Raw genomic sequence first — 23,330 nt, 5'->3', positions numbered from 1 at the left:
TTTATTTCACCCTCCTCAACGACATAGGCTTGAAGAATTCGTCCCAGCCATCTTCAAACGTATCGTCAATATCTACTTGCATACTTACAGTATGCTCATGTAAGGGAGAGTTTATATATTCTCGTTGTTTAATAACTTCTTCCACAACGTCTTCTTCTATAAGTACTTCTTCCAATACTTTTTCGCTATCATCAGAAACTGTTTCTTGCTCGATTCTTGCCTGTGATTGTTGATATCTTTGCTCATGTGCCAACCTGTTCTTATCACCTTTATTTTTACTGCTTGCTAAATGCTCTGTAAGAGCTTGTACATAGTCATCACTGGATAAGAAAAACTTCCGCTTTTCACTCCTTAGAAATTTATTTATTAGCTTTCTTGTTTCTAACGAATGTGGGGTATTCGACCACTTACCGACGACTTTTAATGTGCCTAACTCGTTTCCATTTGGCAGGAACGCTTTAAGATAGCGAACGTCCATTAAGTCAATATAAATCGTTAACTTCTTTCGAATTAGCCCTGCACTTTGTGTGAGCACTTCATTTCTATATTGCGCCCCTTCGTAATTAATGTAAGGTCTACGTCCCTTTTTCAAATCACCCTGTATAGTGACAATCTGACTAACGACCATGAGTCCGAGTTCTTGACGCCGATGTTCCGGTAAAATTCTAGGTAAAAACCCAGCTTCAATCTTATCCTGCATTGCCTTAAGCGGACTCAATCCCGAGTTACCGCTGTGTGGCTCACAATTGTATTGGGCAAGCATTGCTTCGGTTAGTTCCTCCAAATGCTCAATATTAATTTCTGATTTTAATGCCTTCAACTCAGCGTTTTTCCTTTTAGGATCATTTGGATTACTACCAGTCGTTGAGGGGAGTAAGTGATACCCGTTTACTTCGAGTGTCTTAAAGAATCTTTCAATTAGTCCCCTTCGAAGTGGAGAAGCTACTGGCCCAGCATTAACGAAACAACCAACTGTCTTCGTTAGCTTGTCTACTACATTCTTCGCTAAATTTGCTTTAGCATTGTCCATCCAAAATTCTCTCCAAACAGCCCACTGAGTTTCAGGAATACTTATCGATGGGAAAGATCCCTCAGATGGATATTGAAGACCTTTAATGGTAAATTCCTTGGGCTTGTGTGGGTGGATTGCATTTTGAATGCATTGGAGCACATCCATCTGTGAGTATTCAGACTTAACACATAACAAGTGTCCAAGAACTGAACTAGTAGCGGCATCCAAAATAGCAAGTAACCAGATTCTTTTTAGAGTCTTTTTAACGACGTTCCCATTTGGGTCTGTATATCGAATCGTCAGTATTAAATCGATCTTATGCGCATCAAAAACAACTTTTGAAAATGGTCTGAAGTTTGTTGCATAATTTTTTTCCCCTCTACCTACTGTTTTAGCCATCATTGCTGCCGTTTCTCCGAAAAGATGCTCATTTCCAAAATGCTGTTCTTTTAGACTTTTTACATGCCTTTCAACTGAGCGCCTTCCTTTATCAGTAGTGCATAAAGGATATTGGCTAGGCTTGATACCCAATTCCCTACATTTCTCAATAAATTTTTTAAAAATATACTTAGCCGAGTACGTCGCTTTAAATGAATCCTTCCTAGTTGCTAATGTCATCTCATATAGCAGCTGCCTCAAATCCGTATAGGTTTCAAGAAGAAGTTCAAAAGCACCAGAGTAATTAGACGCTGATGACTTAGGTAAATCCCTCCTTTCATATTCTTTCATGTGTAAACCAGGGTTAAGTGCTCTAAAGCCCATCAAGTCATTGAATTGGTCAACGCTAAGGCAACGCTTGACAAACCGCGTGATATCCTTGCCTCCTATACTAGTCACACTTGAAATTTCTTTAAGGGTAGCGCTGTCCTTAATATACATCTCAACAGCCAATTTTCTATTTTTATATTTCTTAATGGCCTCTTCATCCCACCCAGTCGTATCTATAGTCGGCCATTTTGCTAAGTCTAGCATGTCTTGGCCAATTCCTAGTTCAATAATTTTGTTCTTTCTTCTCATTAATCCACACCCCCGTCTCAAATCCAAAATATGTTTTATCAATACTTGCTGTAATATCTCCTGAGTAGATTAAGCAAGCAACAGCTTCGTACAACCGAGGTAAGCCTAAATCAAGTTCATGAAGCAATTGCTTAATTGTTTTTGGGCCTTCTTTAAGACCTGTGAGGACTTTATAACGATCGACCTCAACAATACTACTGTTATTTAGCACATAAGGAAGTAGGTCTTTCAGGTTCTCCAAATGAAAATGGTTACTTCTAATGTCCTTCTCTGTCCGAACCTGATGCTTCTTACCGTGCATCTCGCACCATCTTTTTTGTAGGTCGATTTGTTTTGCTACCTCTTCTTTATCTAGATCTTCTTCGTATTTAATTTCAAAAAAAGTCTCTTGCCCATCTTCAGTTGCAGTCCACATATCAAAAATAGAGGTTTCTCCATCAATATCAGCCTTCTCAGGCTGCTCACAAAAACTTTTTACATTTGGGTCAGTTTCAACTAATATCCAATGATCGTATTCGAGATCGCTAAATAAATTAATGTCCCGCTTTAATTTAAGGCTGTACACAATCCAATGATTATTTCCGTATCGCCCGTGACGTTTTTTGATTAGCGGTTCTGTATACATTAAATCCCTCCCACTTCGTTTACATTCAGTTATTCCCTTGATTATTGGTTTACAATCCTATTTGTACTCATTAGGGGAATTTTCTTGTCGTTCGTACTTATTAGGGGGATTTTCTTGTCTATAAAAAAACGACAAGAAAATCCCCACAAATGAAAAAAGCCTTGATAAATCAAGGTTTATTTAGGGGATCTTCATGTCGTTGTACTACTTCTGTTTGATTTGTGGTCGTCTTTTCCCCTCTTTTCCCTTGAGATCGCTCATAAGTATAGTGAAAATCAAAAAACCAAGTTCCTGAGCATCAGGGCTTGGTTTTTCTGTTATTACCTTGTTCTTCATGTAACTTAGCTGTAAAATTAAATGCCGTTCTCGTCCACATTGGCCTCCTGTATGTGGACGAACCTGTCCTCATTATTCCTGGCGCCATTACTTTAATCTTTGGATCTGAGCTTTTCGATGCCGCTCCGTTCAGGAAAAGCTTCCTCGCCTGCTTTTGCCTTGCGCAAATACATCCCCGTTATTGAATGCTCGGCAGCAACAAGTTGGACAGGCGTACCCTCGAATACAATACGGCCGCCCCGGTGGCCGCCCTCGGGACCGATGTCGATGATCCAGTCTGCGCTCTTAATCACATCCAGGTTATGTTCGACGACCACCACCGTGTTGCCCCCGTCGACCAAGCGGTTCATAATATCCATCAGACGAGCAATATCGGACATATGCAATCCCGTTGTCGGCTCGTCCATGACATAGAGATTGCCTTCCTTGTGAAGCTCCCCGGCCAGTTTAATGCGTTGGCATTCACCGCCCGACAAGGTGCTGAGCGGCTGGCCCAGCGTGACGTATCCGAGTCCCACGTCCTCGAGCGTTTGCATTTGACGGAGCAGTTCCTTCCCGCTGAAAAATGCCGACGCCTCACGTACCGTCATCGCAAGGACGTCGCTAATGGACTTTCCGTTCAGTCGATACTGCAGCACTTCATCGCTGAACCGCTTGCCCCCGCATATTTCGCATGTCGTTCTTACCGGCTCGAGAAAGGCCAAATCCGTGTAAATCATCCCGAGCCCCTGACAGTTGGCGCAGGCCCCCTTCGAGTTGAAGCTGAACAGGGAGGCGCTCACCTTGTTAGCTGCGGCGAACAAACGGCGGATCTCGTCCATCACCCCCGTGTAGGTAGCCGGATTGGAGCGGATGGACGTGCCTACGGGCGACTGATCGATGACGATCGCTTCCGGATGCGACGGCAGAAAGGCGCCGTTAATCAGCGTGCTTTTGCCCGAGCCGGCGACTCCAGTGACCACAGTCAACACGCCGACGGGGATATCGACGGTCACGTCCTTCAGATTGTGCAGGCTGGCGCCGGCTACGGTCATCCTGCCCTTGGGTGCTCTGGTTGAAGTCTTCAAGGGTAAACTTTGCTTCAAGTATTGTCCTGTCAACGTATCAGCACGGACCAAGCCCGCAAAGTCGCCTTCGTAAACGATCTCTCCGCCGCGGGTTCCCGCATGAGGCCCGACATCGATGATGTAATCGGCGATCTCCATGACTTCGCGGTCATGTTCGACGACGAGTACCGTATTCCCTTTGTCCCGGAGCTGGCACAGCATGCCGTTCAGACGATGGACATCCCGCGGATGCAGTCCGACGCTCGGTTCGTCGAAAATGTAGATCATGTCGGTAAGACTGCTGCTCAGATGCCGGACCATCTTGATACGCTGCGACTCTCCGCCCGACAAGGTAGAGGTTGGGCGATCCAGACTGAGATAGTCCAGCCCGATGGAGACCAAATGGTTCAACCGGATCAGAATGCCGTCCAACATCGGACCTGCGACGGGATCCCGAACCGCTTCGAGCATGCGTATGAGCTCGCCGATCTCCATCGCTGCGCATTCCGCAATGTTGTACCCGTTAATCCGGCAGCCCAAGGCCGCTTGGTTCAGCCGACTTCCCCCGCAAAGGCTGCACTCGCTGTAGGATAGAAAGCGATCGAGGGTTTCGCGTTTGGCATCCGACATCTCGCTGCTGTCCTTCTTTATATAAAGGCGGTTGAGCTTGGGGAGCAGTCCTTCATAATCCGATTCGATATCGCCGCCTTTGGTACGGTATACGATCTTGCTCTCTTTGCCGTGGAGAAGGGTTTCCCATTCTGCAGGCGTATAGTCGGCAAGCCGCTTGTCATTATCGAACAGGCCGGAATTCGTGTACGTATTCAAATACCAGCTTCCCGTCTTAAATACGGGGAACAGGATCGCGCCTTCATTCAGCGACTTGGACCTGTCGAGCAGCTTGCCTACATCGAACTGCACCACCTGACCGACGCCGGCGCATTCCGGGCACATGCCGGCCGGGTCGTTAAACGAGAAAACATGCGAATTGCCGGCAAAGGGCTTCCCGATTCTGGAGAACAGCACCCGCAGCATCGCGTAAATATCCGTGATCGTGCCGACTGTCGAACGAGAGTTGCCGCCGAGGCGTTTCTGGTCGATCACAACGGCCGTAGACAAATTCTCGATGAGATCGGTATCCGGCTGGCTAAACCGGGGCAGCCGGTTGCGGATGAACGCGGTAAAAGTCTCATTAAGCTGCCTCTGGGCTTCTGCGCTGATGGTGTCGAACACCAAGGAAGATTTTCCCGAGCCCGAGACGCCGGTGAAAATCGTAATTTTCCGCTTCGGGATACGGACGTTCACGTTTTTCAGATTATTTTCGCGCGCTCCTTTAATGACGATATCATTGACGTTCATGGCCCCCACCATCCCAATGGTAAATGAGCTGTACAAGGCCTGAGGAGAACGCTCTTGTATGAGCCAACTTTAAATTCAACCGATGTTTGATATCAGCAAACAACGGTTTTCCTTCCCCCAAAACAAGAGGGTGAACTGATAATCTGAATTCATCCACAAGTCCTAATTGGATAAACGTTGTAATCAGATTTGCTCCGCCGTATAGCCAGATGTCTTTGCCAGGCTTGCGCTTTATTTTATTTACTTCTTCAAGAATATGATCGTTTATGAATACGGCTTTATGATCCGTCCCCTGCAGTGTCCTGGAAAAAACATATTTCTCTTTGCTATGAACCAATGCCCAAAATTGTTTGTCTGCATCAGAATCTTCATTATTCGGCGTGTATTGTCCCCATTGGTCGTAGCTTTTTCTTCCATACAGGATGGTATCAATCTGATTTAGAAATTGATTAAACTCCAGTTCAGGATCCATAATGCACCAATCCACTTCGCCATTTTTCCCTTCAATGAACCCATCCAAAGTAACTGCCAAATCTAAAATGATTCTTCTGTTCATGATTTGTTGCTCCTCTCGTTGATCTCTAGCTCATTTTAAAACTTAATCATGTCATCTTATGTCATATTTATTCGAGTCATTTACTGATTCTTGCTTTGGTAAACGTATTCCCCTTGACACTTATCCTAGTGAAATATTATGTTCTTGTAATACCCATTTTTGGGTCACTATTTAAGGGGTGCTTTACATGAAGTTACCTTTACACGATCAATTCATTGAGCAAGCCACAGCGTATGTAAGTCACGATCAGCGGCTTGTAGGTCTCCTTGCAGGCGGCTCTATGATGTACGGCGAAATGGATGAGTACAGCGATCTGGATTTAATCATCGTCTACGATCATGCTTTTCGAAGTGAGATCATGGAACGACGTCACCAGATCGCCGAAAGGCTTGGCAGCCTATTATCTGCATTTACAGGCGAGCATGTCGGGGAACCCAGATTGCTTATTTGTCTATATGGCCCTCCCCCTCTTCATGTCGACCTTAAATTTGTACAACTAGAAGAGCTTGAATCCCGAATTGAGAATCCGCTGATTCTGTGGGAGAGAGGCTCCGATATTACAACGTTTTTAAGCAAGACGAGTCCCTCTTTCCCCTTCCCTAATCACCAGTGGATTGAAGATCGCTTCTGGGTATGGGTGCATTACTGCGCGACAAAGTTAGGGAGAGGCGAATTATTCGAGGTTATCGATACGCTCACATTTATGCGGAATGCGGTGTTGGGTCCGTTGGTGCACATGGATAACGGCCTTATCCCCAGAGGCGTCCGAAAGCTTGAGAAATACGCTCTCAATGATTTAGAGGAACTAAAAGGAACGGTCCCCATCCATAACTTTGAAAGTTGCTACGATGCGCTAAAAAATACAATCCGGATGTATCAACGTCTTCGACATGTGTCGGAAATATCGCCCAAGGAGGCAGCAGAACGCGTCTCAATCAATTTTCTTGATGATGTATATTTAGAACGATCTCAATAATGGATGGTGGCCCGCTTCGCTTCGACTCATTCTTGCTTTTGCTGTCGTGGTTCATACTCCATCGATGCCACGTCCGTGTAATAGGCTTCGTCTGAACCTTACGGATCGACGACGACAACGACGACGATGGCGCTTCAAATTACTTAGCGTCCTGCAAGGATAAAGACTCGCGAAGGCGTTTGATATCGCTTAAGGGAGGCTGCCCGAACATTCGGGCATATTCGCGGCTGAATTGGGACGGACTATCGTAGCCCACTTGGAATCCCGCATTCGCGGCTCCCGGTGTATCCGATAGCAATAAACGGCGAGCTTCCTGCAGCCTCACTTGTTTTTGATACTGCAAGGGGCTCATAGCGGTAACTTCCTTGAAATGAGCGTGCAAGGAAGACGCGCTCATGCTTACAGCTTTGGCCAGCTCGTCAATACGCAAAGGCTTGGCGAAATCGCGGTTGATGAGATGAATGACCTTCGCGATTCGTTGGGCATTACTGCCGGCCACGGCGAACTGCAGGACGGCAGCGCCCTGCTCATCCTGTAAAATCCGATACAGAATCTCACGGATGACCAGAGGAGCAAGCGCAGGGATATCCTGCGGCGTGTCCAACAGACGGACTAACCTCAATACGGCCTCGAGCAGGGACGGGCTCGTTTGACTTACAACAAGGCCGCGTCTGGGAGTTTCCTTAAGATTCCGCTCCGTGTTGAACTCTTTGATCATATCTACGATCTGATCCGTACTAAAATCCAGTTGAAGACTAAGGTAAGGATGCTGCGGCGTGGCCTGGATGATCTGTCCGGTAATCGGCAAATGGACGGAGGCGACCAGATAGGATGCGGGATCGTATCGATAACTCTCTTGCCCCAGCATAATCAACTTGGATCCTTGTGCAACGATACAAAGGGATGGATTATAAATCGAATAGATCGGTTGGGACGCTCCGTCGGAGCGAATAAATTTTAAGGAAGAAATGGTCGTAGCATGCGTTCCTTCAGGATATCGATCGATAATAAAAGCCAATTCCTTCTGCTTTTTAACGATCTCGTCAGCCTCTGTCATCGTCTCCTCACAAGCTCCTTCCTCGCCCCATTTGCGAATTATTTTATTCCGATTTGGAGTATTATGCAAGAACTCAACTGGATTCGTCTACCGGGCAGCCTCTTATTTATTACATACTGAAGTCACTGAAATGCTTACCCTTATTCATCAAAGGAGGAAATCAAAATGGAAAACAACAAAGGCGAACAACAATCCTATGTCGGCATGTGGGTTACCCGGGACGGTTACGTTCGTCAAGCGCTTCTGCCGAATGGTCGCTACGACGAGGCTCGCGGCAATCGGAAAAGCGCTTATCAGGGCAGCTATACCATTAAGGGAGATCATATCGACTATGTGGACGATACCGGCTTCACTGCCGACGGAGAGTTTCGAGACGGCATTCTCTACCACGGGGGCATGATTTTTTATCGGGAAATATAAACGTTTCTATCGAAACCCCGTTAATACAGGAGGTTCTTATCTGATGAAGCATCCCAGAGTATGGTTCGTAACAGGAGCGTCTAAAGGCTTAGGGCTGGCACTAACTCAAAAGCTGTTGGCGGCAGGCTGCCTGGTTGCTGCGACGTCAAGAAATCTGGATGCGCTAGTGACGGCGGTCGGTACTCGGGAAACGGATCGGTTTCTGCCCTTACACGTGAACCTTGCCCATGAGCGAGAGGTTGAAGCCGCCATTACAGCTGTCATCGCCAAATTCGGCCATATCGATGTCGTCGTCAATAACGCCGGCTATGGACTGCAGGGAACGTTCGAATCGCTGACCGACCAAGAGATACGCGACCACTTCGACATCAACGTATTCAGCATCATGAACGTGCTGCGACATGCCATTCCGCATTTTAGAAAAGCGAGGCAGGGTCACGTTTTTAATATGTCCTCCATCGGCGGGTTCACAGGCGGTTATACCGGTTGGGGCAGCTACTCCGCTACCAAATTCGCCGTAACTGGCCTTACGGAGGCTTTGGCTGCCGAGATGAAGCCGTTCGGCGTATCGGCTACCGTCGTTTATCCCGGCGCTTTCCGTACCAGCTTCCTGACCGAACAATCGCTGGCCGTCTCGCCGAATCCAATACCTGCATATACGGAAGCACAGGCTTCAATCGATCGTTATCTCGACATGTCGGGCAAACAGCAGGGAGATCCCGCAAAGGCCGCTGAAGTTTTAATGCAAGTCGCCTCCACCTCCACGCCTCCGCTGCATCTGTTTTTAGGACCCGATGCTTATAAAGCGGCGCATGAAAAGATCAAGCATGTGTTGCACGACTTGGACAGCAATAAGCATTTGACCTTATCTACTTCCTTTTAGAATCAAAGGGGAATGTCGCTTTTTAGCGACGACAAAAGAGATGACGATTACGCCATCTCTTTTGATCTATAATTGTTTTCCGGCATCCGGTAACATTGCCTTGGAATTACGCTCTTGCGCCACCGTCGACCGGTAGAACGACGCCTGTGACGAAAGAGGCGCGATCGCTTAATAGCCAGGCGGCCGCTTGAGCGATCTCATGAGGATCGGCAGCACGTCGAAGAGGCGTCGCTGCGTTGCTTTTTTCGATAATTTCCGGATCTTGGGCAACCAATTGTCCAATCATCTCCGTCATGGTGGTACCTGGCCCAATCGCATTTACCCGGATGCCTGAAGGCCCGAATTCAACGGCAGCTGTTTCGGTGAGGCTATTAACGGCCCGTTTGCCGGCCCCGTAGACAGATAATCCCGGATTACCTCTGAAGCTGCCCACGCTGCTGTTATTGACAATGGCACCTGCACCTGCTGTATTGAGCATCGCTTTAATTTCCGCCTTCATAGCCACCCAGATTCCTTTGTAATTTACTGCCTGAAGCAGATCAAAGTCCTGCTCTGTAATTTCTGTAATTGAGGAAACGGGAGTCGCAACCCCCGCATTATTAAATGCTATATCCAGACGACCGTGACGATCAATGGTCGTTTGAATCGCCTGTATGATGCTGGCGGGATCGGCCAGATCAGCTACAATATAATCGGCTTTGCCGCCTTTTGCGATAATTTCCTCAACGACAGAACGTAGAGCCGATTCTGTTCTTGCGACGAGCGTCACCGCCGCTCCTTCTTCGGCGAATAGCTTGGCTGCGGCTGCACCTATACCCCGGCTGGCTCCTGTAACTAGTGCTATCTTATTGCTTAGCATTCCCTCGGATAGGTTATTTTTGCGAACGGTTGTTATTGTCATGGTCTGTCTCCTTTATAGCAGGTCGTTTTTTGAAAGACTCCGGCGAAATTGAAGCCTTTTCTACGACCGAGTATAATTTGCTCATACACGATTGACGAGAAGCCGCTTGATCATAGGTTTCCTAGTAACAGGCAAGGAGGGATTAAAAATGAACGATAGCGAGCGCCGTTCGTCTCTCGGACATTTTTTGCGTAAACGGAGGGCCAGCCTTTCTCCTGCAGATGTAGGATTGCCGACCGGGGCACGCCGTCGGACAGCCGGCTTGCGTCGGGAAGAGGTCGCCCAACTATCGAATATCGGCACATCCTGGTACGTTTGGTTGGAGCAAGGGCGTGATGTCCATCCATCGACACAAGTATTGGAAAGTCTATCTACGGCTTTAAAGCTCGGTCCTAATGAGCGACGCCACCTTTTTTTTCTTGCAGGAGAATCACTTCCTCCTTCCTCGTCGCCTCATGAAGAAAGCATCGGATCAGCATTTCAAAGGATGCTGGATGACCTTACGCCGAACCCCGCATATGTTTTGGGAAGACGCTGGGATTTTGTGGCCTGGAATGAGGCCGCAAGTGAGATTTTTTCTATTGCCCCAGCAGCCCCACCCTATCAACTTAACTTAGTCTGGCGGTACTTTACGGACTTGGTATGGAGAGCACGCTTTAAAGATTTTGACCAAAAGGCTGCGGCCATCATCGCAGAGTTTCATGCAGCGGCAGCCCGCTACGCTGAAGATCCGTCGTTTGCCGAATTGATTGAGGATCTTAAACGCGCAAGTCCGGAATTTGATTGGCTATGGCTGCAGCATGAGACCCCCAGCTCTCTGGAGAGACTTAAAGAAGTGGAGCATCCTGACATGGGAAACCTGGAGTTTGATCAAATCACTTTGCAATTTCCGAACGATCCTGATATGAAAGTGATGATATACACACCGCTCGCAGCAACAAGATCTAAGCTTGAACATTTTCTTGTGAAGAGAAGGCTAGGATTATGAATCGCATATCGGAGAATAATAGAAAGCAAAGATAGATTCGAAAGGAAGAGATTGATGAACCTGGAACCTTCCGGCGCATCGCTGGCGAGAAAACGAACGGCCCCCGCCCGCAGGCGCAGTCGCCTGCTGCTGGCCGCTTGCGTCGCCATCGCGCTGATCGTCGCCGCGAACTTGCCGGCCGTCAAATTGCTGCTGCCCGCCGAGCTGTGGCGCGAAGTGCCTCCGGTCGTCTCCCTGCACCCGGTCGTCGCCGAGAAGATGAAGACATTAAAGGCCGAGGCCGAAGCGTTGGGCATCCGGATCGCGATTACGGACGGCTTTCGCAGCGAGACCGAGCAGGATGCGCTCTATCGCAAAGGACGGAGCGCTCCCGGCAACATCGTGACGAATGCCAAAGGCGGCCAATCGTATCATAACTACGGCTTGGCCATCGACTTCGCGATTCGCGCAAAAAACGGCGATGTGCTCTGGGACATGGAATACGACGGCAATCGCAACGGGAAAGCCGACTGGATGGAAGTCGTCGGGATCGCCAAGCGGCTCGGCTTCTCCTGGGGCGGCGACTGGGAGAGCTTCCCGGATTATCCGCACCTGCAGATGGACTTCGGCCTGTCCATCCCGGAGCTGCAGCGCGGACACCGGCCGCCCGAGGATCTCCGGCTCGCGGAGGAGTCGACGCCACAGGCAGGCGGCAAGGCATAATAAAGAAAGGTGTCCGAGCCCTGACGGGGCTCGGACACCTTTTATTTATTTGCGGCCCGCTGCGCAATCCGGGCAAATGCAGGCTCGCCCTCGAAGCGGCGGCGGCACGCTAGCGAGGACGTCCTCACCGATCGTCGTGAGCATGCACCAGCAGGACTCGGCAGGCTTGCCCGCCTCGATCGCGCAGCCGTTCGGCCCGCCGCAGAGCGGGCAGCGGTCGCGGTCGGCGCGATCGGACGGCATTTCTTCCGCATCTTCGCGCTGGGCGTTCGTTTTCTCCGTCGTCATCCGCTCTACCCTCCTTACCCGTTAAAAATCCAGGAATTGAACCAGCGGAGCGCATGAACGACATACGATTTGTCCACGGTCATGCCGGACAGAATCGGATAGAACAGCACGAACAGCAGCAGCGTCGCTCCAAGGTAGCCGTAGACGTGATCGCGCGAGAGCCGCCCGTGATCCCTGCCTTCCTTCAATACGTAAACGATCAGAAGAATGATGAAGGGCACGCTCGCAAAAAAATGATAGATAAACGTCAAGCGGGACACGCCGACCCACGGGAGATACTCTGCGGCGAGACCGATCAGCAGGAAGACGAGCCGCGGGTCGCGCGCCCGGCCTTTGAAGAGCAGCAAAATCGATGCCACGACGGCCGCGATGCCGACCCACCAGACGGCCGGATTGCCCATCGCCACGATGCTCGACACCTGATCCGCCGCGACGGTGCCGCCGTAATACCAGATCGGTTTGATCATCAGCGGCCATTCCCACCAGCTCGACGCGAACGGATGGGTAGCCACCAGATGCGCGTGGTAGTTGTACATAAACTTCTGATAGGTCAGCATGTCGTGGAAACCATGCCCCGGGCCCGGTACGAGGAAAAACGGAATATAGCTCGCCGTGTAGATCAACGCGGGCACGGCCAGGAAAAACGGCACGCACCACAGCACGGTGCGCAGCAGGAAAGCATGCTCCGCCCGGCGCCGCCACAGCGTGATCGCGAACAACACCGCAAGTCCGCCCCCCGCGTAAATATCGATCCACTTGCTCGCGGCCCCGAGACCGAAGAACAGACCCGCCAGCGCGAGCGGCACGGCCACCCGGCGGAAGCTTTCTCCCGCCAGCGCCCGTTCGTAATACTTGTACATGTACACATACATCAGCAGGATGAAGAAAACGCCGTAGACGTCGACGGTCGCGATGCGCGTCTGCGTGAAGTGCATAAAGTCGAACGTCAGCAGGAACGCCGCCGCGAAGGCGAGCTCGGTACGGCCGAACATCCGCTTGGCGAGCAAGTACATGAGCGGAATCATCGCAATGCCGAGCAGCGTGCCCATGATCCGCCAGCCGAACGGGTTCATGCCGAACAGGGAGACGCCGAGCGCCATCAGCCCCTTGCCGAGCGGCGGGTGCGTCGTCTCGTACGGCTCGATATGGTGCAGGAACTCGTAAGCGGTGCGGCCGTGATAAATCTCGCCGAAATACATGCTGTTGAGATAGGACGGCTTCTTCGGCACGTCGCCCGGCTCATCGATCAGCGCGTTGCCGCCTTCGCTTGTCTTGGCCGGCGTCAAGCTGCGGCCCTCCGCATCGCGGAAGGCCAGCTCATACAGCGTCCAACCGGGATTCGACGCCGTGACGCGCACGTACCGCTGGTTGATGGCGACGGGCTGTTCCTTCCATTGGAAGACGGAGCCGCCGTTCAGCACGAACGACAGGGCGCTCGTCCAGTTGCTGCCGTCCGCGGATTGCGACAGCTCGATCGTGCTGTCCTCCGCGCGCCCTTCGTCGCGCGTCCCGCCGAACCAGATGACCGAGGCGACCGCCTGCGGCTCGCCGAAGTCGTACACGATGGCGCTGGCCGGCGCGGCCGGCGTCCAGCCGGATTCGGGCGCGCGCATCGAGCCGAGGTTTACAAGCGCGATGATGCCGTAGACGAGCGTCAAGCCGCCGACGAGCAGCCGGTCGAGCCGGGAGAACTTGGCGTCGGATGCGGATATGGCGGTTGCGAATGCGGGACTGGTGGCCGTCGATTTGGACGACGCATTTTTGGCTGACGCCGTGTTGGACAAGGCGCCGCCTTTGCCGCCTTTGGCGGAAGCGGCTGTTGCGGCCGGCGCGGCTGCCAGCGCCTTGCCCTTGTCCAGCGTCCAGCCGACGTAGACGGCATAGGCCGAGATCGCCAGGTTGACGAGCGACAAAAAGCGGAAAAAGCCGTCCGTGGCTGACAGGTAATAGTTTTTATCCAATCCGAAGTAGAGCACGTAAGCCGCGTCCGCGAAATGCGTGAACGTAAGGCCAAGGAACATCCACAGCAAACGGCGGTCTTTGAGCAGAATAAACGCGAGCAGCGCAAGCGCGACGGCCGGGTAGCCGTAGCGCTCGTGCATGCTGGTCTTGAGGGCGAACACAAGCAGGAACGTCAAGTAAGCGAGATATGCCCAGCGCGGCGCGGCTTCGAGCTTGCGATGCCGCCAGGCCAGCCAGACAATATAAGCGACGATGAGCACGACGGACAAATTGCTCCAGAACGCCATCGCGGCCGACACCTTGACGCCGTTCAATCCGAGCAGACCGTACAAATTGGCGGCGTTCAGCGTCGCGTACGGATAGCTGTCGAACATCGCTTTGTAGCGCTCGACGATCCAGTCGGGGGATTGATGGATGGAAAACGGCAGCACGAGCAGAATGAAGACGGCCGCTCCGTAAAGCAGCGATTCGCCCCAGGCTCTGCGGCTGCGCCGGACGGCAAGCGCCAGCAGCAGCACCGGAATGGCGACGATCGCCTGCGGCTTGATCAGCACCGCGGCAACGACGGCGGCTGTCGCATAAGGAAGCTTGCCCGCCGCGATTCCCCAGACGGCCAGCAGAATGAACAGCGCGAGGAACGAGTCGATCTGGCCCCATACGACCGAATTGTGGAACACCATCGGATTGAACAAATAGAGCGAGGCGATCGCTGCGCCCGCAGCGGCGCCGAACCGTGGACGCGCGAGGCGCAGCAGCACGTATGAAGCCGCGAGATCGGCCGCGATGGACGGCAGCTTGAGCAGCAGCGCCGACCCGGCGGAAGGATAGCCGATGTGCATCAGCTTCTGCAGCACGCCGACGACGTACAACACGTAAATATAGCCCGGGGGATAATCTACGAAAATATCGGCCGTGTAAAAGCCGTGAAGGCCGGCCTCGTAGGCATGATTCGCCCAAAAATAAAAGTCCAGGGCGTCGATCGGATGCCCTTGCATGATCGGTGCGCAAGCCGCGCGAATGAGCAAGGCGCCTGCGAAAAGCAGCCATACGGCGCCGCCCGCTGCGCGCGGCTTGCCGCCGACAGGCAGCGTCGCCTCACCCCTGCGGCGCAGGTAAGACACGATGCCCCAGGACAATGCGGCATAAGCGGCGGCCATCAAAAACATCATGGCCGTGTAGGTGCCGTGTCCGCCTCCCGCGCCTTCGCCGCCGGCGGCCGCTGCTGCGTACGCTTCCGGCCACAACGGAATGACGACGGCGCCCGCCGGGGCTTCCGCCAGCTTTTCGAGCATGATGTCGTCGAAGTCGGCGCGGCCGCTGTTCAGACTGCCGTAGCTGCCGAGCCGGGCCGCCACGGTGATGCTCGTCTGGTCCGCCCCAGTCTTGCCGTACCATTCGACCTGCCGCCATTCGCCCTGAGTATCTCCCACGGCAGGGAAAGGAGCGGCGATGCCGAGTACGGACAGGTTGCCTCCGGTTCGGTCGGCGAGCCCGCCGGCGACCCGAATCCAGCCGGACAGCTTGTAGACGGCGTCGGCTTCGACCGGCACGGTCTGAATCCAGCGCGCATCGTTCTCTCCGGCGCTTGCGACGCTCAAATAAGCCTGGCCGCTATGGCCGCCGTCCTGGCCGACGGTCAGCGTGCTGACCGCCGCGCCGTTCGCGTCCGCCGCGTATATGTCCTGCGTCCAGCCGTCCGGCTGCCCGCTCCCGCTCGCCGCGCTCTCGGCGCCGCCGTTGCGGATAAGCGCCGCAGTCTCTTCCGCGTACGCGGCGGAAACCCCGCCCGCACAGCCCAGCACGCCGAGCAGCAGCGCCAGCATCCATACCCCTATCGTTCTCCTCATGCTTCCCCCCGACGATCTGTTCGTTCTCGCGCTTGCGGCGCGGCGCCCGGGCGGCCGCGCGCCCAAAACGGCGCCGTCGTCCGCAAACCGGCAAAAATGCGCATCTCCGCTTCGGAGCGAAGACGCGCATTTTCGTGTTCAAATCGTATTGACGATGCGATTCAAGCTTTTGTTACGGTTCGGCATGCGCCGATTGGCGAATGTCCCAGCGCTGCCCTCAATGGGCTGCGTTCGACAGCCCGGCCGCCTGCAGCGTGCGGCTCAGCATCGCGGCGGCTTCCGCCCGGGTAGCCGTCGCACGCGGGGCGAAACGGCCGTCCGGCAGCCCCTTCACGATGCCGAGCGAGGACGCGGTCCGAACCGCGTCGGCCGACCAGGCATGAATGTCCGCCGCATCTGCGAACGCTGCGGCCGACTTCGCGTCCCCGTCCGCCGAGGCTGACGCGCCGGCCAGCTTCAGCGCTTGCGCCGCCATGACGGCGACCTCTTCGCGGGTGACCGTCGCCTGCGGACGGAAGCTGCCGTCCCCGAAGCCGCGGACGAGACCGTAGGCGGCCGCCGTGCGGACCTCTGCGGCATACCAGGCGCTGCCTGCTACGTCCTTGAAGCCGACGTCGCCTCCGGGATCCCGGAGGCCGAGCCCCCGGACGAGCAGCGCCGCGAATTCGGCCCGCGTAATGCTGCGCGCAGGTCCGAACGCATCGCCTCCGACGCCTTTGACGATAAGCTTCGACGCGAGCCGCTCGATTTCCTGCTTCGCCCAGTGATTCGACAAATCCGCGAACGTCGCGACATGCGATACGACGGCATACACGCTGTTGCCCGGGCTGCGGATCGTGACGATCGTGCCGCCGTCCTCGCCCGCCTGGAACAGCGCAGGCACGTAGACGAACGATCCCGCGCCCGCCTCGCCCGGCCGGTAGACGACCGCCGTGACGCTCGCTTCTTCGAGACGATCCGGCGTCTTAATCGTGCGATCGACGTAGACGCCGCCGAAGTCGGCGATCGTCTCGGTCTTCGCGCCGCTCCGAAGCGCGACGGCGAATTCGACCGGCGCCGCGACCAGCGCGAGCTTCTGACGCTCTGCCGCCTGCCGGATCGGCGACAGGGCCGTGTCTTCAAGCGGCTTGATCTCGAACGTCCACAGCGCCTTCGGATCCTGATCGTAGCCGCGATCCTTAATGAGCTTGGCGGCCAGCGACAGCGGGAACCGGTACGTCGCACCACCGTTCGCGATCGTCAGGACCGCGTCCGGCCGGCTGGCAGCCGCCGCGAGCAGCGCCTGCGCGGTAAACGGCGCGGTGCCGTCGGCCGACGCGTTCACCGCGATCGCGTTGCCCGTCGACGCCTTCAGCTTGGCGTCGTTGGCGGCAGCCGCAGCATCGATGGCGCTGCCGGCAGATCCGCTATTGCCGCCGCTGGTGTCGACCGGCGGGTTAACGACCTGCGCGGCCGTGACTTTAACCGTGTACGTCCGCTCGGCTCCGCCGTAGGCGATACGCAGACGCGTCTCGCCAGTCGCGATGCCGCGCAGCACGCCCGCGGCATCCGCGGTCGCGACCGACGCCTGCTCCGTCGCGAACGTCGACTGCGCTGTGACGTCCTTGCCTGAGGCGTCGGTCACCTTGATCGCCAGCGTTGCGCCGGCGGTCAGCACAAAGCCGTTCAGCGCCCCGCCCTCGGCCGTCGCGGCAAACGGTTTGGCCGCGGAAGCAAAGCCCTCGTTCACCTCGCGAAGAGCGAAGCCTGCCGAGGCATTCGTTACGTCCGCGATTTTCGCGCCGCGAACGATGACGTTGTCGATGTCGGCCGCGCCCGTGACGGTCGACGCCACTTGCACGCCGGCCGTGCCGGCGCCGTCGAGCACGAGATTTTGCAGGAGCAGCCTGCCGCCCGAGATGGCCTGGATCCCGTTGACCACGACGCCGGCGAACGTGCTGTCCAGCGCTGTATTGTCGCGAACAACGATGTCGCCGGTCATGTTTTTCGTATCGGCGAACAGCCAGAATGCGCCCAGATTCGTCTGCAAGCCCGTATCGTAGCTGCCCGTGCGAATGAGCGTATTGCGCTCGACGACCGTCGTCCCCGCGAACGGCAGCGGGTTGAACCGCGTGGACACCGTGATGCCAGAGCCGTTGGTGATCGTATCGATGGCCACATTGTCCTGAATCCGGTTGTCCGTGCCGCCGAACACGGCGATGTTGTTGGCGAGCCAAGGCAGGCTCACCGTGTTGAAGCGCGCCGTGTTATTGACGCTCGAAAGGCCGTCCGTCGACCACATCGCGATGCCGTCGTCGCCCGGATAGCGCACGTCGCTCTGCTCGAGCATGCTGTCCGTCGTGCCGACGCTGAAGTTGATGCCGTCCGCCATCAGGTTGCGCATACGCAAGCCGACCATGTGCAGGCCGTGCGTATATTCCTCGCCATCCTTCACCTTGGTAAGCCACAGCCCCGCTTTCGTATGCTCGATCCAGACGTTCTGCAGCACGGAGCCCGGACCGAAGCCGCCGTGAAACGCATTGGTGATCGCCTCGTCGTCCCGCACGTTGATGTCCCCGTCGATGAGCAGGTCGTAGACGCCGATCTCGTCGCCTCTGCCCACGAACTTGGCGCCCGTCAGCTGCGTATGCCACATGCCCGCGCCGCGGATTTGGATGCGGTCCAGGTCGAGCAGGCCGTCCCGCAGCTCGTATTCGCCGGCAGGGAACCAGACGCCCTTGCCTTCGTCCTTCGCCGCTTCAAGCGTGCGCTTGAAGGCGGCGGTATCGTCGCTGCCGTCATCCGGCGCTGCGCCGTAATCGTCCACGGACAGGAACCCTTCGGGCATCTGCAGCGGAGCCGCCACCTGCTCGAAGTCCGCCAGATCGATCGTGTAAAAAGGCGAGGTGCTGTCGGCATCCTTTTTCAGCGTGATCTTTGCGCCAGCAGGCACGTCGCCGATCAAAGCGTGCGTCTCGTCGAAAAAGCGGTGCCCGCTGCCCTGCGTCGGATCGTTCGACCACGGATAGCTGCCGTATTCCCAGGCGTACTTGGACGTCAGCGTCAGCTTCTGCCTGAACTGGCCGTTCACGTACAGCCCCAGCGTCTCGGTACGGCCCGCTCCGTCCGCGCTGTCGGGAATCGAGTAGCGCAGCACGATCGAATTGGCCGGACGCGCCAGCGTGAACGCGACGTAGTCGCCGGTCTCGCTCAGCTTCACGGCCTGGCGGCCGGAAGCTTCGGAGGCCGGATCGTAGTACGCGCGGGAGGCACGCAGCAGCTCGCCGTTCGTCTCGGCGTCCTCCGCCTCGTAGGTCGCGTACGGCGTCGTCGCGCCGCGGTATGCCGGCGCTACGCTGTTCATCAGCGTGAGCGAGTCGACGGCAAGCGCGGCTGCCGGAGCGGCGGCTCCTTCGGCCGGGTGAAGCGTGATCGTGTTCAAGCCTTGACGCAGCGTTAACCGTAGCGTCGCTGTCGACCAGCCTGCGCCGGTCGGCGGGAGACTGAGCGTTGCGGTGGAAAAGCCGTTGACGGCGATATCAAGGGTCGATGGGCCGGATACGCCTTGATTAGCGTAGCGCACGACCGCGTCGTAATCGCCGGCTGCCTGTGCGTTGACGGTGAAGGTGAGCTTGGCGTGCGGACTGCCCGCATCCGCGGCATCGTCCGCCTGCCACCCGGATGCATAGCCGTTTCCGGCATAGCCGGCCATATCTTGATGGACAGCGACGCCTCCGCCCATAAACGCGTTTTCCGCCTCGTACACGACATCGCCCGGCACGCGCTCATATGTCCAGCGCCCTTGCGCGACGTTGGCCGGCTCGCCGTATTCGGCGGCGCCGTCCGCGCTCAGCAGCATGCCTGCGCGATCCGCGGCGCTGCGCAGCTCGAGCAGCCCCTGCGTCTCGACCGCCTCCCACTGCGAGCTCGCCTGGCCGCGCGCGCTCTCTGCCGCGGCGATCGGCCTGCCCGCCTGATCGAGCGCCAGCAATCGTCCGCTCTCCCGGTTTTGGATCAGCTTGCGGCCGTTGAAGTCCTGCAGCAGCCACTGCGCGGCCGCGCCGCTCTCGTTCGCCAGCGCGATCGTGCCGCCGCGGTCCGCCAGCCATACGCCGCCGCTGCCGATTCGCGTGTACGCGGTATCGTTGAAGATCGGCGTCGCCGTATCCATATTCGCTGCGCCGCCGTCGTCCGGCGTCTCGTAATCCGCCGGCGCCGCCGCGAAGCTCCAGCGCGCCGTCCCGAAGGAGGCGGGCACGAGTCCGCGCTCCGCATAGCCCGCGGCGTTGTCCGTATGGACGTATTCGTCGTCGTAGCCTGCGGCCAGGCTGCGGATGAGCCATTTCCCCGCGGACGATGCCGAAGGCTCGATCGACCAGCCCGCGGCCGCATCGGCGCTATCCGAGGCCGGCAAGCTCTCGATGTACCGGTAATCCGGCGTCAGCGTCATTCGGTGCCCGGTCGCCCGGTTTTCGATGAACACCGCACCGTTCTGCCGGACCAGCCGCCAATGACCGTACCCGTTGCTCTCGGCGATGCTGCCGTATAAGACGACGCCGCCCCGGTTTTCATAAAGATACTGTCCGTTCGCTTCGTTCTGGATGCGAATGTAGCCTTCGGGCAGCTCCGGCGTCAGTTCGACGGGCTCCGCCTTGAACAGCGCGCTGTCAGCGAAGCTGCCGTCGCCCGACTTGACGGTCTTGCTTACCTTCGTGCCGCCGGCGCCGTCCGTGTAAATGTAGTGCCCGGCCCAGCCGCTGCGAATGGCGGCATACCCGCTCACGGACGCCGAGTCCAGATACCACTTGGCGCTTCCCCAGGACTCGTACACGACCGCTTCCGTGCCGAGCGGAAGGTTCGGAGCATCCTCCGATTCGTGGCCCGCCATGTTTTCCATCGCGATATAGTGGCCCGTCTCGACATTCTTCAGTCGCTTCGCCCCGCCGCCCGCATCCTCGACGTACCATACGGCACGCATGTCGGCGTTCGGCGTCTCTCCGTAACGCACTTTGCCCGCAGCTTCGCCCTCCGTTTCCTCATAGAGCGATTGTCCCTGCTTGTTCGTGAAACGCAGGTGCGACGGTCCCGCTTCGTTCACCGGAATCAGTGTCCAGTGCGGACTGCCCCAGTTCCGGTTGATCTGAGCGTACTCGGCGTACTTGGTCAGGTTTTGCAGGTTGATCAGCTTCTGAACCTCCTGGTTTTTCACCCGGTCCGCCACGTTGTAGATCAGCTTGGCGCCTCCTGCGAGCGATTCGACGACCCACACCGCGCTCGTCCAGTCGTCCGAAACGTCGGTGACGCGGATATGGCCGCCCGTCATGTTTTGCAGGTTGACATAATGGCCTGTGGCGCGGTTTTGGATCCGCTTGCGGCCCTGGTACTTCTCGATCAGCCATTGGTCCCGGCCGTCCGATCGAGGGTTGCCGTATTTCAAATCTCCGCCGTCGTCCTCGTACCAGACGAAGGGCTTCCACTCGTTCTGGATACGCACGTACTGCGGCGTGCCGTCCGTCCGCGCGGACGGATCCTCAAGCAGCCACTGCGCGGCGTCGGCGTCCGGATCGGAGGCGCCCGCGCGCAGGACGCCATCCTGGAGCAGTAGCAGGCCGGAGCCGCCCACGGCGGCGATGTTCACGTAGTCATCGTACATGTCCGAAGGCGCGAGCTGCCATTGATACACCGCCGACGTCACCGACGCGGCAGGGCTTACCGCCAGTGGTTCGCCGGACGCCAGATAGCCGCCCGTCGCCGCATTGCGGAGTCGCTTCTTGCCGTCCTGGTCCTCGACGATCCACTGGTATGCCGGATCGTCCTCCCGGCCGGCCGCCAGCGCGCCGTGCATCAGGACGCCGCCCTCTCCTTCATAGAGATAGTCCGTACCGACGTCCGCCGCCGTATAGTTGACGATGCGAACCGGCTTGACGTCGTAGGCCGGCGCGATTTTCCAGTGCGCGTTGCTCCTCCCCGCGTTGGACCAGTTGTTGGACCGCGCATAGGTGTCCTCGAACTGCGTATTCAGCACGTAGGCGGGATTGCCGGCGCTTGAGATCGAGACGTATCCCTGCACGGGATTACCGTTCTCCGAGGCAGCAGGCGCGATCGTCCAACGCTGGGGCTCCGCGGCGGAAGCCGGGGCCGTCTCGATTCGGCGCGAAAAATCGTCCTCGCCGAACTGCTCGATATAGTTGCCCGTCGCCCGATTGCGAAGGCGCACGATCTGCGTCGCGCCGACGTCGCCCGACTCGACCTCCACGTACCAATGTGCTCTTGTATCCGTCGGATCGATCTTGCCGAAGGCGACAACGTTTCGCGTGCGCCCCTTCTCCGGATTGGCCGTCTCGTACAGGAACTGTCCCGCCCGGAATTCGTTCACGATGAGCACCGGCTGCAGCGTCTCGGCCGGCTCGAACATCCACTGCGGGCTCTCGAACGTAATGTTGATGTCGTTGCTGGCTTCGGCATAGCCGAGCTGGTCCTCTTCGTGAATGACCAGGTTCGCGCTCGGGTCGGCCGTCGAGCTCTTGATGACCTTGTATCCCGGCCGGCTCGCATCCTCGATGAGCCATCTGTCGGCCGCGGTGCTGACGCCGATCTCGCGGGCGACGAGCGCATCCCTGCGCTTTGCCGTCTCGGCGATCGTAATGTAATGGCCGGTGGCGCGGTTCTGGATGCGCGTCCCGCCGTCCGTCGGCTCGAGCCGCCACTGCGACGTTGCATCGTCCAGCGCCGTGCGCCCGTAGCGCACGATGCCGTCCGAGCCTTCGTACAAATAGTTGCCCTGCCATTTATTCTTGATGCGTATGTAGGCAGGCGCAGATGCCGCTGTGCCTCCCGCGTCCGCCTCCTGAATGCGCTGCGGCTCCTGCTGCGCGTTCTCCGCCGCGAACGCGGGCATGGACGTCAGCATCATCAGCGCCGTCATCAACACCGCGAGCCATTTTTTCCAACTGGACATGATCCGGTGGCCTCCCCATCGTATGGAATCTTCCTCATCGTAAAATGAAAACGATTCCAAGGCGATGTGCGTTTGTGGGCGTTGTAGGCGCAAAATTACGAAGTTGGCAGGCTGGCGGGGAAAGGGGCGGGGGCGCGACTGCGTGCGCTTATCGGAAAAATCGGGGACGTCTTGGGGCGGAGATAGTGACTTATTGCGCTTATCGGCGCAGCCCAAAGCGCTTTGGCGGCGGCGATCGTGCTTTTTGGAGCTTATCAGCACGGTCCGAGGCGTCTTGGCGGAGGAGATAGTGACTTATTGCACTTATCCGCCCGGTTCGGAGCGCCTTTACAGCGGAGATAGTGCTTTTTGGAGCTTATCAGCACGGTCCGAGGCGTCTTGGCGGAGGAGATAGTGACTTATTGCACTTATCCGCCCG

14 protein-coding genes are annotated in these 23,330 nt (G+C 56.3%); 5 read left to right on the top strand and 9 right to left on the bottom strand.

Going from position 1 to position 23,330, the window contains the following annotated elements; genetic code table 11:
- Position 1: 1 nt before the first annotated feature.
- From KVT38_RS00505 to KVT38_RS00490, 4 genes are all read right to left on the bottom strand, one after another.
- Entirely contained in the window at positions 2-2,029 is a 2,028-nt protein-coding gene (locus tag KVT38_RS00505; RefSeq protein WP_217591718.1) for a hypothetical protein, read from the bottom strand.
- Positions 2,004-2,654, bottom strand: a complete 651-nt coding sequence (locus tag KVT38_RS00500) for a TnsA endonuclease N-terminal domain-containing protein (protein ID WP_217591717.1) — start codon at positions 2,652-2,654, stop codon at positions 2,004-2,006. The genes KVT38_RS00505 and KVT38_RS00500 overlap by 26 nt, the downstream gene beginning before the upstream one ends.
- 428 nt (positions 2,655-3,082) lie before the next feature.
- Complete coding sequence (locus KVT38_RS00495) at positions 3,083-5,395, bottom strand: ATP-binding cassette domain-containing protein (RefSeq protein ID WP_217591716.1); 2,313 nt, start codon at positions 5,393-5,395, stop codon at positions 3,083-3,085.
- Positions 5,382-5,951, bottom strand: a complete 570-nt coding sequence (locus KVT38_RS00490; protein ID WP_217591715.1) for a dihydrofolate reductase family protein — start codon at positions 5,949-5,951, stop codon at positions 5,382-5,384. Before KVT38_RS00490 ends, KVT38_RS00495 begins: the two co-directional genes overlap by 14 nt.
- Before the next feature lie 187 nt (positions 5,952-6,138).
- On the opposite strand from KVT38_RS00490, the gene KVT38_RS00485 reads away from it, so the two are divergent.
- The gene (locus KVT38_RS00485; RefSeq protein ID WP_217591714.1) at positions 6,139-6,927 is read left to right on the top strand and encodes a nucleotidyltransferase domain-containing protein; all 789 of its coding nucleotides are present in this window, start codon (positions 6,139-6,141) and stop codon (positions 6,925-6,927) included.
- Positions 6,928-7,066: 139 nt separating this feature from the next.
- On the opposite strand, the gene KVT38_RS00480 is transcribed toward KVT38_RS00485, so the two are convergent.
- Positions 7,067-7,984 carry an AraC family transcriptional regulator gene (locus tag KVT38_RS00480; RefSeq protein WP_217591713.1) on the bottom strand — a complete coding sequence of 306 codons (918 nt, stop codon included), beginning with the start codon at positions 7,982-7,984 and terminating at the stop codon, positions 7,067-7,069.
- 165 nt (positions 7,985-8,149) lie between these two features.
- Between KVT38_RS00480 and KVT38_RS00475 the strand changes: the two genes are divergently transcribed.
- On the top strand, positions 8,150-8,404 hold the full coding sequence (locus KVT38_RS00475; RefSeq protein ID WP_217591712.1) for an Atu4866 domain-containing protein: 255 nt from the start codon (positions 8,150-8,152) through the stop codon (positions 8,402-8,404).
- A 43-nt stretch (positions 8,405-8,447) separates the two neighbouring features.
- Entirely contained in the window at positions 8,448-9,287 is an 840-nt protein-coding gene (locus KVT38_RS00470) for an SDR family NAD(P)-dependent oxidoreductase (protein ID WP_217591711.1), read from the top strand.
- A gap of 106 nt (positions 9,288-9,393) precedes the next feature.
- On the opposite strand, the gene KVT38_RS00465 is transcribed toward KVT38_RS00470, so the two are convergent.
- Complete coding sequence (locus KVT38_RS00465) at positions 9,394-10,188, bottom strand: SDR family NAD(P)-dependent oxidoreductase (RefSeq protein ID WP_217591710.1); 795 nt, start codon at positions 10,186-10,188, stop codon at positions 9,394-9,396.
- A gap of 148 nt (positions 10,189-10,336) precedes the next feature.
- Here KVT38_RS00465 and KVT38_RS00460 point away from each other — a divergent pair, with 148 nt between their 5' ends.
- Together KVT38_RS00460 and KVT38_RS00455 are read left to right on the top strand one after the other, a co-directional pair.
- On the top strand, positions 10,337-11,176 hold the full coding sequence (locus KVT38_RS00460) for a helix-turn-helix transcriptional regulator (protein ID WP_217591709.1): 840 nt from the start codon (positions 10,337-10,339) through the stop codon (positions 11,174-11,176).
- Between the two features lie 54 nt (positions 11,177-11,230).
- Positions 11,231-11,878, top strand: a complete 648-nt coding sequence (locus KVT38_RS00455) for a M15 family metallopeptidase (RefSeq protein WP_217591708.1) — start codon at positions 11,231-11,233, stop codon at positions 11,876-11,878.
- Between the two features lie 45 nt (positions 11,879-11,923).
- Here the strand turns inward: KVT38_RS00455 and KVT38_RS00450 are convergent, their stop codons facing one another.
- From KVT38_RS00450 to KVT38_RS00440, 3 genes are all read right to left on the bottom strand, one after another.
- On the bottom strand, positions 11,924-12,166 hold the full coding sequence (locus KVT38_RS00450) for a cysteine-rich CWC family protein (RefSeq protein WP_254638864.1): 243 nt from the start codon (positions 12,164-12,166) through the stop codon (positions 11,924-11,926).
- Positions 12,167-12,180: 14 nt separating this feature from the next.
- Positions 12,181-15,975 carry a phospholipid carrier-dependent glycosyltransferase gene (locus KVT38_RS00445; RefSeq protein WP_217591707.1) on the bottom strand — a complete coding sequence of 1,265 codons (3,795 nt, stop codon included), beginning with the start codon at positions 15,973-15,975 and terminating at the stop codon, positions 12,181-12,183.
- 217 nt (positions 15,976-16,192) lie between these two features.
- Entirely contained in the window at positions 16,193-22,912 is a 6,720-nt protein-coding gene (locus tag KVT38_RS00440; RefSeq protein WP_217591706.1) for an S-layer homology domain-containing protein, read from the bottom strand.
- Positions 22,913-23,330: the final 418 nt, after the last annotated feature.

This window comes from Cohnella sp. GbtcB17 (genome assembly GCF_019091135.1).
Taxonomy (GTDB): Bacteria; Bacillota; Bacilli; order Paenibacillales; family Paenibacillaceae; genus Cohnella.
The sequence above is the reverse complement of the archived record's forward strand: the minus strand, read 5'-3'. Positions and strand labels throughout refer to the sequence as shown.